At 64.0% G+C, this 11,817-nt stretch carries 11 protein-coding genes; 3 read left to right on the top strand and 8 right to left on the bottom strand.

Translation table 11 applies throughout. The features are described from left to right. Positions 1-4 precede the first annotated feature (4 nt). From rsmA to IL54_RS11365, 4 genes are all read right to left on the bottom strand, one after another. Positions 5-841, bottom strand: a complete 837-nt coding sequence (gene rsmA, locus IL54_RS11380) for a 16S rRNA (adenine(1518)-N(6)/adenine(1519)-N(6))-dimethyltransferase RsmA (protein ID WP_037475726.1) — start codon at positions 839-841, stop codon at positions 5-7. Continuing rightward, positions 834-1,841, bottom strand: coding sequence for a 4-hydroxythreonine-4-phosphate dehydrogenase PdxA (gene pdxA, locus IL54_RS11375; RefSeq protein ID WP_237748947.1), 1,008 nt, complete (start codon positions 1,839-1,841; stop codon positions 834-836). Before pdxA ends, rsmA begins: the two co-directional genes overlap by 8 nt. Next, a complete protein-coding gene (locus IL54_RS11370; RefSeq protein WP_037475721.1) occupies positions 1,834-3,219 on the bottom strand; it encodes a peptidylprolyl isomerase in 1,386 nt (461 codons plus the stop codon). The genes pdxA and IL54_RS11370 overlap by 8 nt, the downstream gene beginning before the upstream one ends. Before the next feature lie 85 nt (positions 3,220-3,304). After that, a complete protein-coding gene (locus IL54_RS11365; protein ID WP_037475718.1) occupies positions 3,305-5,569 on the bottom strand; it encodes an LPS-assembly protein LptD in 2,265 nt (754 codons plus the stop codon). Positions 5,570-5,763: 194 nt separating this feature from the next. On the opposite strand from IL54_RS11365, the gene IL54_RS11360 reads away from it, so the two are divergent. The 3 genes from IL54_RS11360 to ndk all read left to right on the top strand — a co-directional run bounded on the left by IL54_RS11360 (position 5,764) and on the right by ndk (position 8,308). Further along, the gene (locus tag IL54_RS11360; RefSeq protein ID WP_037475715.1) at positions 5,764-7,209 is read left to right on the top strand and encodes a leucyl aminopeptidase; all 1,446 of its coding nucleotides are present in this window, start codon (positions 5,764-5,766) and stop codon (positions 7,207-7,209) included. 147 nt (positions 7,210-7,356) lie between these two features. Continuing rightward, entirely contained in the window at positions 7,357-7,794 is a 438-nt protein-coding gene (locus tag IL54_RS11355) for a DNA polymerase III subunit chi (protein WP_037475712.1), read from the top strand. Positions 7,795-7,885: 91 nt separating this feature from the next. Further along, positions 7,886-8,308 carry a nucleoside-diphosphate kinase gene (gene ndk / locus IL54_RS11350; protein WP_037475709.1) on the top strand — a complete coding sequence of 141 codons (423 nt, stop codon included), beginning with the start codon at positions 7,886-7,888 and terminating at the stop codon, positions 8,306-8,308. A 70-nt stretch (positions 8,309-8,378) separates the two neighbouring features. On the opposite strand, the gene IL54_RS11345 is transcribed toward ndk, so the two are convergent. From IL54_RS11345 to IL54_RS11330, 4 genes are all read right to left on the bottom strand, one after another. After that, positions 8,379-9,023: a hypothetical protein gene (locus tag IL54_RS11345; protein WP_037475706.1), complete on the bottom strand. Its 645-nt coding sequence runs from the start codon at positions 9,021-9,023 to the stop codon at positions 8,379-8,381. Positions 9,024-9,027: 4 nt separating this feature from the next. Beyond that, positions 9,028-9,702 (bottom strand): glutathione S-transferase family protein, encoded by a 675-nt coding sequence (locus IL54_RS11340; RefSeq protein WP_037475703.1) that lies wholly within the window; start codon positions 9,700-9,702, stop codon positions 9,028-9,030. Positions 9,703-10,060: 358 nt separating this feature from the next. Next, the gene (locus tag IL54_RS11335) at positions 10,061-10,990 is read right to left on the bottom strand and encodes an electron transfer flavoprotein subunit alpha/FixB family protein (protein WP_037475700.1); all 930 of its coding nucleotides are present in this window, start codon (positions 10,988-10,990) and stop codon (positions 10,061-10,063) included. Then, a complete protein-coding gene (locus tag IL54_RS11330) occupies positions 10,987-11,736 on the bottom strand; it encodes an electron transfer flavoprotein subunit beta/FixA family protein (protein ID WP_037472865.1) in 750 nt (249 codons plus the stop codon). The genes IL54_RS11335 and IL54_RS11330 overlap by 4 nt, the downstream gene beginning before the upstream one ends. Between the last annotated feature and the right edge of the window lie 81 nt (positions 11,737-11,817).

Raw genomic sequence — 11,817 nt, 5'->3', positions numbered from 1 at the left:
GCCGTCAGCGGCTGAGGAGGCGGGCCACGGCTACGAAATCCTCGACGCTGACGGTTTCGGCGCGGCGCTGCGGATCGATGCCGACTTCTGCCAGCGCGTCGAGCGCGCCGGGTAGCCCTTTGAGGCTCTGGCGCAGCATCTTGCGGCGCTGACCGAAGGCAGCGGCGGTCAGGCGTTCCAGCATCTTGAGTTGAACGCCGTCCGGCGAGGACTTCGCGCTTATATGCACGACCGCCGACATGACTTTGGGCGGCGGGGTGAAGGCGCTGCGATGGACTTTCATCGCGATCCGCGCCTCGCTGCGCCACTGCGACAGGATGGCGAGACGGCCATAATGGTCGGTGCCGGGCTGGGCGACGATGCGTTCGGCCACTTCCATCTGGAACATCAGCGTCAGGCTGGACCACCAGGGCAGCGGTTCCCACGCCGCCGACAGCCAGCCGACGAGCAGGGGCGTGCCGACATTATAGGGGAGGTTGGCGATGATATGCGCGCCCTCACCAGCCTCGGCACGGGCATCCACTTCCATCGCGTCGCCGGACAGGACGCACAACTGGCCGGGGAATGCCTCCTCCAGTTCAGCCAGCGCAGGCAGGCAGCGATGATCGCGCTCGACCGCGACGAGCCGTGCGCCTGCGCGCAGGATGGCACGGGTCAGGCCGCCGGGTCCGGGGCCGACCTCGAAGGCGGGCTGCCCATCCAAGGGGCCGGGAATGGCGGCGATCCGGTCGAGCAATTGTTCGTCGAGCAGGAAATTCTGGCCCAGCGCCTTGCTGGCAGCAAGGCCATGGCGCGCGATGACATCGCGCAGGGGCGGCAATGCCGGACGGGTTTCAACCATAAGCGATGCGAGCGCGGGCAGCCGCTTCGGCCATACGGATGGCGGCGATCATCGCGCCCGGATTGGCGCTGTCGGTCCCGGCGATGCCGAAGGCGGTGCCATGATCGGGCGACGTGCGGACGATGGGCAGGCCGAGCGTGATGTTGACGCCATCGTCGAAATTCAGCGTCTTGATCGGGATCAGCGCCTGATCATGATACATGCACAATGCCACGTCATAGGTTTCGCGCGCGCGGGCGTGGAACATGCCGTCGGCCGCCAGGGGGCCGACAATGTCCATACCCTCGGCGCGCAATTGCTCGATGGCAGGGCGGATGATCTCGATCTCTTCACGGCCCAGCGCGCCATTTTCCCCGGCATGGGGGTTAAGGCCCGCGACGGCGAGGCGCGGACGGGCGATGCCGAAATTCTTCTGCATCCCCTTGGCCGTGGTGATGGCGCGGGCGCGGATCAGGTCGATGGTAAGTGCGGCGGGCACATCGGCCAGCGCGATATGGATGGTGATCGGCACGACCTTGAGCGATGGCCCGGCCAGCATCATCACGGCATTATAGGCGGATACGCCGCAGCGTTCGGCGACGAATTCGGTCTGGCCCGGATGGGTGAAGCCGACGCCATACAGCTGTTCCTTGCCCACCGGCGCCGTGACGATGCCAGCGGCTGAACCGGAACGGGCGAGGCCGACCGCGACTTCGAGCGCCTGAAAGGCGATGCGCGCGCCATCGACGCTGGGCGACCCCGGCACGATCTCGCCCGCCTTGGCGATTTCGAGACAGGGGAGGCCGGTCGCAAAGGCCGCCGTCGCTTCTTCCGGCGCGCTGATCGGGATGATCGGGCCGAGCCAGACGGCGCGCAGGGCGGAGGGGTCGCCCACCGCGAAGAAGGGGGCAAGGCCGCGTGCCTCACGCATGACCCAGCTTTTGGCGACGATCTCCGGCCCTATCCCGGCCGGATCGCCCAGCGGCACCGCGAAGGGTGCTAAAGGGACGGCCTCAATTATATTCGATCACCGCATCGCGACGCAGATCGCGCAGATAGATGCGCGCGCGCCGGTTGACCCGTTCTTCTTCCAGTTGCGCCTGGATCTGTTCGGCGTTGGGCGCATTGGCCGATGCCGGATCGTCGCGACCGCAGACGATCAGCACGCGCACACCTTCGGTGATGGAGCCAAAGGGCGGGGTGGCTTCGCCGACCTGCAGGTTCAGCAAAATGTCCTGCAACTGAGGTGGAAGATCGCGGATCTTCACATTATCATTGTCGACCACGTCGGCCCCGATCCGCGCACCGACTTCGTTCGCCTGGCCGCAGCCTTTGATCTCCTTGATCGCGGCGGCGAAGCTGGCGGCCTTTGTGCTGGCCTGTTCCTTGGTCGTCCCCTTGGGGAAGAGGACCGAAAGCTGCTTCAGGCTGAGCAGCGAATCGCGCGGATCGGCGGTCAGCACCTTGCGCTTGTCCATGACGTAGAGCAGCGACACGCCGCCGACCGTTTCGATCGGGCCAGCGATCTGCCCGACCTGCATTTCGGCTGCTGCCTGTGCCAGTTCGGGGGGCAACTGCGCGGGGCGAACCCAGCCCAGGTCGCCGCCGACTGCCGCCGTCGAGGCTTCGGAAAATTGGCGGGCATAGGCCGGGAAGCTGCCGCCCTGCTGAATCTGCTGAATGATGTTGCGCGCATTGGCGATGATCTGCGCCCGATTTTCCGGCGTTGCAGACAGATAGATTTCGCCGATCCGATATTCGTCGCTGCCCTTGGCCGCGTTCAGCCGGTCGATGACTGATTGCACTTCGTCTTCCGACACGTTGACGAAGGGCTGAACATTGCGACGGAGCAGGCGGCTCCAGGCGAGTTCGCCTTCGATCTGGCGCTTGATGCTGGCCGACGAGCTACCCTGCGTGCGCAGATAGGCGTCGAACTGGGTTGGCGACTGGCGGAAATTCGCTGCGACCCGCTCATAGCTTTGCTGGATTTCGGCTGGATCGACCTTGATGTCGTTGGCGGCGGCTTCCTGGATCTGGAGCGTTTCGTCGATCAGGTTGCGCAGCACCTGCAGGCGCAGCCGCTCCTTTTCTTCCGCTTCGACCTTGCCGCCATTGGCGGTGATGATCAACGCGAGGCGCTGGTCGATGTCGGTGCCGGTCAGGATGCGGCCGTTGATGATCGCGGTTGCCTTGCGGACATTGGGATCGCTCTTGCCAAAGACGGTGACTTCCTTCGGCAGATTGAGCTGCTGGTTCGCGACATCGCCGCCGTCATCGACGGTCTGCGCGACGACGCCCTGAACCCCCATGCTGAACAGCGCGCTGGAGGCGAGCGCGGTGCGCAGGCCGGAGCGCAGGGAATGGCGGATGCGGTAAGGCAGGGGAACCAGGGGCAGCATCGTCGGCAAAAATCTCCAATACGGTCCCGCGCCAATGCGCGGGGCCGCCTTAACCAGTCCTGACGGGACGCGGGAAGGCTGATCCTTATATGCCAATATTGCGGAAAGCTAGCCGTAGCTGGAAGCCATTGCCCTTTCGCGCGTCGCCATTGGCCACATAATCGCGGCGCCAGGTGAGGCCAAGCGTCAGGCAATCATCCTCATAGGCGACGCCCAGCCGGTGGCGCACCGGCTCATAGCCGTCCGCCGCGCTCAACGGATCTTCCTTGGCATCGGTCAGGTCGATGACGGTCGATCCGAACACCGACCAGAAGCGCGCAAACTGCACCCGGCCGCCCAGCCGCACTTCCTCGCGGTCCTGCAGATCCTCCAACGTGTCGTCGGCATCGCGGTTGAGGCGCAGATAGCCGACCATGACATAAGTGCTTTTGCTGCCGACCGTCGCATCGACTTCGTTGCGGCGGACCGCCAGATTGTCCTTGTCCGCCCGGAAGCGGTGGGTGAGGCTGATGAAATCCTTGTAGCGTGCGGTCACCCGGCCGACGATGTCGGATGTGCGACCCGACAGGCCAGTGCCGTCGGGCAGGATATTTTCCCGGCTGTCCAGGCGATAGCTTTGCCCGACGATGCTCTGGAGCGAGAAGTCGGGGAGATCCAGGCCATATTCCAGGCCATAGGTGATGCGGGTCGAATCCTCAAACCGGTCATAGCCGGCGAAGCGATTGAGCGCGAAGAGGTTGCTGTCTTCCAGGTCGACGGCGCGGGCGTCTTCATTGGGCAGCGACAGATTGGCGAGACGTGGCGCAGCGACGATCTGGATGCGGGGCGCTATGCGCTGCACCCCGCCGAATGCTTCGCCCACGAACGGCCAGCGCATATCGACGGCCGCCGCCGCGATCCCGCGCGCCTGCCAGCCCGGACTGCCCGCATAGGTGGCGACGGTGGTCAGATCATTATCGCTGCTATGATAGACGTCGCCGCGCAGATAGCCGGTGAAGGTCACTTCCTGGCCAAGGCCCGTCAGCGTGCGCAAATTCCATTCGGCGGCGGCGAAGGCGCGCTGCGTGTCCTGTCCATGGGTGCGGGTGATGGCCAATGTGTTCGCCTGCAACTGCAGCACACCGCCCAGCAGCGGGTCTTTCAGCCGCAGCCGATAGTCGATCAGCGGCAGGGCGATCGGGGTCTGGCCCTGCGAATCGCCTGCGCGCAACGTTTGGACGGCCCAGCCGCGAATCGAGAAATAGCTGTTGTCGCCGATCCGTTGTGCGCCGAGCGTCGAGCGGAGCCGATCGTCGCGGCTGATGTCGTAGCGGCGCAGGAAGGTGCGGTCGGAGGCGAAGCGTATCGATCCGTCCAGGCTCCATTCCGGCGTGAGCTGCATCGCCCCGGTGGCGTCGATATAGCCACGAATATCTTTTTGCGCGTCGACCGGGGTGGTACCGATCGGGCTGTCGCCGGTCGCCACACGGCTGCCATAGGTTAGGAAGCCGGTGGCTTGATAGGCGCCGCGATCATAGAGATGGCGGTAGTTCGCCTCCAGCATGGGCAGCGCATTGGTATAGACATGCGGCGTAAGCGTCAGGTCGCGGTTGGGCGCGAGCTTGAAGAAATAGGGCAGCGCGACTTCGAAGCCGTTATTGCGGTCATAGCGCAGATTGGGCATCAAAAGACCACTGCCGCCCGCTTCGCCGACCGGATGGGAGAGGCCTGGCAGCGGGATGAGCGGCAGGCCGAACAATTCGATATTGGCGTTAGTATAGCTGACCCGTTCGCGCCTCGGATCGTAGATGACCTTGACCGCATTGATCTGCCAGGTGGGTTCCTTGGGGCAGCCCTTGCTGTCTTCCACCGCGCAGCCGGTATAGGCGGCGCGGTTGAGCGTATAGACACCGTTGACGCGCGTGCCCGTCGCCGATGCCAGCCGCCCGCCCGACTGCAGCACCAGCAGCATATTGTCGACCATGCCGTCCTTGAGCGTGTCGGTTACGTCGAACCGGTCACCATAGGCGATATTGCCCTCCGCATCGATCAGCGAGACATTGCCCTGCGCTTCGACCTTGCCGGTATCGCGGTCCCACACCACCTTGTCGGCGCGCAGGCGGTTGCCCTCGCGCAGTAACTGGACGTTGCCGCTCGCGGTGACGACTTCCTGATTACTGTCATATTCGAGCGCGTCGGCGGCGAATCCGATCTGGTCGTCATTGGTGGGCACGGGCGCATCGGGCGCGCTGATGGGCGTTGGCGGCTCGTTGAGTTGCTGGGCCAAAGCCTGCGGGGCCAGCGCCAGCAAGGGCAAAGCGCTGCCCAGCAACAAAGCGGAACGAAACGGGAAAAGGGGCGTGACCAACAAAAAGAGCCTCAAAACGGGGGCGCATATCGTCCCGCCTATCGCATTGCTTCGCCCGCGCCGCAATCATGCGACCATGGTCTTTTGCGGTAAATCGGTCGAACGGCTTTGCCAGACACGGTTCGCCGCACTATCTGACGAACATCAGCGGGCCAGACGCCCCCAAAGCCGTCCCCATAGCAAGAAAAGGTCCATCCATGGATATCGCCTTCAGCCCGACCCGTCCCGACACCGACAGCCTGGCCTTTGCCGTTGCCAAGGGCACGCTGCCCAGCCTGCCGCTCGCCGCGTCCGCGACGCTGGTGGCGGGCGCCGCTGCTGCGCGCTTCACCGGTGAAGCCGGGTCGAGCTTCGAGAGTTTCGTGGAAGAAGGCGGCAAAATAGTGCGCGTCGTGCTGGTGGGCACCGGCAGCGGCAGCGACGCCGACATGGAGCGGGCGGGTGGCGCGCTCACGGCCAAGCTGCTGAGCAGCGGCGCGACTCATGTCGCGGTCGAGTTCGTCGGCGACGTGACGGGCGAAGGCGCGGCGCGCCTCGCTTTCGGCGCCCTGCTTCGTAGCTGGCGGATCGACACCTATCGCACCAAATTGGCCGAAAAGGCCAAGCCCACGCTGGAGACGGTGACGATCGTGTCGAGCGATGCAGGCGCGGCCTGGGATCGTTGGGCAGCGGTGGCGGCGGGCGTCGCCTTCACCCGTGAACTGGTGTCCGAACCCGCCAACATCCTCTATCCCGAAAGTTTCGTGGAACGCTGCCGCCACCTCGCTGACTTGGGCATCAAGATCAGCGTCCTCGATCGCGCGGCGATGGAAGAATTGGGCATGGGGTCGCTGCTCGGCGTGGCGCAGGGGTCGGTGCGCGAAGCGCGACTGCTGGCGATGGAATGGGACGGCACCGGCGGCACGGCGGACAAGCCGGTCGTGTTCGTCGGCAAGGGCGTGACCTTCGACACCGGCGGCATCTCGATCAAGCCGGCGGCCGGCATGGAAGACATGAAGTGGGACATGGGCGGCGCTGGCGCGGTCGCGGGCGCGATGAAGGCGCTGGCCGGGCGCAAGGCCAAGGCGCATGTCGTGGGCATTTGCGGGCTGGTCGAAAATATGCCCGACGGCAATGCGCAGCGGCCGGGCGACATCGTCACCTCCATGTCGGGGCAGACGATCGAAGTGCTCAACACCGACGCCGAAGGGCGGCTGGTGCTGTGCGATGCGCTGACTTGGGCGCAGAAGACCTACTCGCCGGAGGTCGTCATCGATCTGGCGACGCTGACCGGCGCGATCCTGGTGTCGCTGGGCGACCAATATGCGGGCCTCTTCTCGAACGACGATGGCCTGTCCGATGACCTGGTTGCGGCGGGCAAGGCGAGCGGCGACGAATTGTGGCGTTTCCCGCTGTCCGACGCCTATAACAAGCTGATCGACAGCCCGATCGCCGACATGAAGAATATCGGCGGACGCTATGCCGGATCGATCACCGCCGCGCAGTTCCTCAAGCGCTTTATCGATGATGGCGTCAAATGGGCGCATCTCGACATTGCGGGCATGGTTTGGTCCGACAAGCCCGGCGCGACATGGGACAAGGGCGCGACCGGCTATGGCGTGCGCCTAATCGACCAATTGGTGGCGGACAAGTTCGAGCAGTAAGATGCCCCCACGCCCGTTCGGGCTGAGCTTGTCGAAGCCCTGTCCTTCTGCGCAAAGAAGAACAGCCCCCTTCGACTGCCTGCTAAGGCAGGCGCTCAGGACAGGCTTAGACAGGCTCAGGGCGAACGGGGTTAGGATTTTACGATCATGCAGGTCGATTTCTACCAGCTAAACCGCGATCCTGTCGAACAGGTGTTGCCCGCCATCGCGGCGCGCATCCTGGGGCTGGGCGCGCGGCTGCTGGTGGTGGCGGATACGGCCGATCGGCGGGAGCGTATATCGCAGGGGCTATGGGCCGGGCCGCCTGAGAGTTTCCTCGCCCATGGGCAGGCGGGCGAGGGGAATGAGGCGGTGCAGCCGATCCTGCTCGCCCCGACCTGCGACGCCCCCAATGGCGCGCGGCATGTCGCGCTGGCCGATGGCGTGTGGCGCGACGAGGCGCTGGAATTCGAGCGGGCCTTTTATTTTTTCGACGCCGATACGATCGATGGTGCGCGGGCAAGCTGGCGGACCCTGTCGAAGCGCGACGGCGTCGAGCCGCGCTTCTGGCGGCAGGAGGGCCGCAAATGGGTGCAGGGGCCATAGCGCGGCCTTTGGCTTCAAGCCTCTTGCAGCGCAGCACGGCCCCGTCTAAAGGCGCGGCCAGCATTTCCACCCATTCGGAGTATCGAGGGCCATGGCCGTCACGCGCACCTTTTCCATCATCAAGCCCGACGCGACCCGTCGCAACCTGACCGGCGCCGTCACCAAGATGCTGGAGGAAGCCGGCCTGCGCGTCGTCGCTTCCAAGCGCATCCGCATGAGCCGCGAACAGGCCGAAGGCTTTTACGGCGTCCACAAGGAACGCCCCTTCTTCGCCGATCTCGTCGCCTTCATGATTTCCGGCCCTGTCGTCGTTCAGGTTTTGGAAGGCGAGAATGCTGTGCAGCGTAACCGCGACATCATGGGCGCGACCAACCCCGCCAATGCCGATGCGGGCACGATCCGCAAGGAACTGGCCGAATCGATCGAAGCCAATTCGGTCCATGGTTCGGACAGCGAAGAAAATGCCGCGACCGAAATCGCCTATTTCTTCAAGCCCGAAGAAATCGTCGGCTAAAGCCCCGATCCTTTCGAGCGGAAAAAGCCCGGTCCTTCCACGAAGGGCCGGGCTTTTTCGTGGAGCCGCGTCAGTTGCGCGCGGTGACGACGGCCGCCCAGCGCGCATCGACGCGCGTGGCGGGGGACTGACCCATCTCGCGCGTGACGAGCGACAGGCCGCGCAGTGTCACGTCATGGCCCGACAACCAGCGACCCGATATGCCATAGCCAATATCATAGATGGCGCGATCTTCGCGCGCTTCGCCATTCACCACGAAGCGGGTGGTGATGAACACGGGCAGCTTTTCGTCGCCCACGCTATTGTCGGGCAGCTTGTCCTTGTCCCGCGCCCGCTTGAGCGCATTGTCGAACCAGCGTGCCTCGATCCGCGCTTCGCCCGTGGTGGATACGGCCGCAATATTCAGCGCGGTGGGGAAGAGGAAGGTCTGGCTCTGGACGATCTGGTCGGCAGCGGCCGGGGTCAATAGCAGCCGGTCGTCGCCATCGGCACGGGCGTTGAGTATCAGCTTCGCCGCGCGGACGGAGGCCTGACGGCTTGCGATCGCCTTTTCCGCGCGCTCGTCCTGCTTGTCCGACCAATTGAGATAGAGGGTCAACCCGGAGATACTGACCGCCAGCAGCGCCAGCATTTCGCCGAGCGTGATCCAGCGGCGGCGAATCGCGGCGGCTTCAGCGGCGCGTTGTTCGGTGGGGGTATCGGGCGTGTCCGTCATTGCCTCACGTCACCTGCGGCGGCACCTCGAACTTGTCGATTACCCAGTCCTCCGCCTGCGCGCCGCCGATCCATTCCTGCATCCAGGGATGGGCGATGATCGCCTGCATATAGGCCTGGGCGAAGCGGGCGACGGGCAGTTGGTAGGTGATAAAGCGGGTGACGACCGGCGCGAACATCACATCGACCGCGCTGAACGCCCCGAACAGAAATTCGCCCTCGCCACCATGGCGCGCACGGGCCTGCGCCCAGAGCTGCATCATGCGGAAAATATCCTGCGCCACCGCTTCGGAGGGCGGCACGGCGTCGTAGATGCGGCGGATGTTCATGCTATGCTCGCGACGCAGCGCGGCGAAGCTGCTGTGCATTTCCGCCGCCATCGACCGGGCCATGGCGCGCGCGGCGGGATCGGTCGGCCAGAACAGGTCGCCGCTGGTCTTTTCATTGAGATATTCGATGATGGCGAGGCTGTCCCACACGACGATGTCGTCGCCATCCCACAAGATCGGCACCTTGCCGGAGGAGGGCGCGAACTCGTCGCCCTCGCGCCGTTTCTCCCACGCCTCGTCATAGAGGGGGACCACGACTTCCTCAAAGGGCAGGCCTGACAGCTTGCACGCCAGCCAGCCGCGCAGCGACCAGCTCGAATAGGCCTTGTTACCGATAAACAGCTTCATCATGCCGCCCCTCTTAGCCGGGAGCGGCGCGGCAAGTCGAGCAGGAAGAAGGAGTTGGAGCCGAGCCGGAATCCAATCCACGATGTTTCTGTTTTTATTTTCAAATATGTAATGAAAATGAGATGGTTAATAAGGCCCCAGTTCGTTCTTGCTGGAATCGGGAATCACATTGGGTTCCCAATTACTTACCGTAAGTCCAGGCACAAGGGAACGGACCATGAATGGAGCGAGGTAGCAGTGAATGCCCGGCGCTCATCGTCGCGCGACAGATCATCTTCTTTACGACAATGCAGCCGACGACAGACGTAAAAAGGACGCGGCATCTTTATCCCGCGCCCTTTCCTATGCGATGGCGTCGCGCTTACAGCTTATCGGTCAATTCCGGCACGATCTTGAACAGATCGCCCACCAGGCCGATATCCGCCACCTGGAAGATCGGTGCATCCTCATCCTTGTTGATGGCGATGATGGTCTTGCTGTCCTTCATCCCCGCCAAATGCTGGATCGCCCCGGAAATGCCGACCGCCACATAGACTTCCGGCGCGACGATCTTGCCGGTCTGCCCGACCTGATAGTCGTTCGGCACATAGCCCGCATCGACCGCGGCCCGGCTGGCACCGACCGCAGCGCCGAGCTTGTCGGCCAGCGGATAGATGACTTCCTCGAACGTCGGCCCGTCCTTGAGCGCCCGGCCACCCGACACGATGATCTTGGCGCTGGTCAGCTCCGGCCGCTCCAGCTTGGCGATCTCCGCCCCGACAAAGGACGACAACCCCTTATCCCCGGTCGAAGCCACCGCTTCCACCGTGCCCGAACCACCCTCACGAGCCGCCTTCTCGAACGCCGTACCGCGAACGGTGATGACCTTCTTGGCATCCTTGCTCTTGACCGTAGCGATCGCATTGCCCGCATAGATCGGCCGCGTGAACGTGTCTTCGCTCTCGACCGACAGGATATCGCTGATCTGCATCACGTCGAGCAGAGCCGCGACGCGCGGCGCGATATTCTTGCCGTTGCTGGTGGCAGGCGCGATGAAGGCATCATGATGCCCCATCAGTTCGACAACCAGCGGCGCGATATTCTCGGCAAGCGCATGGCCATAGGCGGCATCATCAGCGACATGCACCTTGCCCACGCCCGCAATCTGCGCAGCGGCAGCGGCAACGCCATCGACGCCTTCGCCAGCGACCAGCAGATGCACTTCGCCGAGCTTGGCAGCGGCGGTGATGGCCGAAAGCGTCGCGTCCTTGACCGCGCCGCCCTCATGTTCAACCCATACAAGCGTCTTCATGCGGCAACTCCCATGGCCTTGAGCTTGGCAACCAGTTCATCGACATCGGCGACCTTGACGCCAGCGGTCCGCTTGGGCGGTTCGACCACCTTCAACGTCTCTAGCCGTGCGCCGATATCCACACCATAATCGGCAGGCGTCTTCTGCGCGAGCGGCTTGGACTTGGCCTTCATGATGTTGGGCAGCGACGCATAGCGCGGCTCGTTCAGGCGCAGGTCGGTGGTGATGATCGCAGGCGTCGACAGCTTCACCGTCTCCAGCCCCCCATCGACTTCGCGCGTCACCGACACGCTGTCGCCTTCGACCTCAACCTTCGACGCAAACGTGCCCTGCGGCAGGTTCAGCAGCGCCGCCAGCATCTGGCCGGTCTGATTGCTGTCGTCGTCAATCGCCTGCTTGCCCAGGATGATCAGGCCAGCACCTTCCTCTTCCTGCACCTTGGCGAGCAGTTTCGCGACGGCCAGTGGTTCGACCTCTTCGTCGGTCTGGATCAGGATCGCGCGGTCGGCACCCATGGCGAGCGACGTGCGCAGCGTTTCCTGCGCCTTGGCGACGCCGATCGACACCGCTATCACCTCAGTCGCCACGCCCTTTTCCTTCAGGCGGATGGCTTCCTCGATCGCAATCTCGTCAAACGGGTTCATGCTCATCTTGACGTTCGCCAGATCGACGCCCGTACCGTCAGCCTTCACACGCGGCTTCACATTATAATCGATGACCCGCTTCACGGGCACAAGGATCTTCATTTCAACATCCTCCATTATAAACGCCAACACGGGCGCGGGCAGCCCGTTACCGGACTACCCGCACCCAAATGGTGTCAGTTC

Origin of the sequence: Sphingobium sp. ba1 (assembly GCF_000743655.1) — a bacterium.
Classification (GTDB): domain Bacteria; phylum Pseudomonadota; class Alphaproteobacteria; order Sphingomonadales; family Sphingomonadaceae; genus Sphingobium.
The sequence above is the reverse complement of the archived record's forward strand: the minus strand, read 5'-3'. Positions and strand labels throughout refer to the sequence as shown.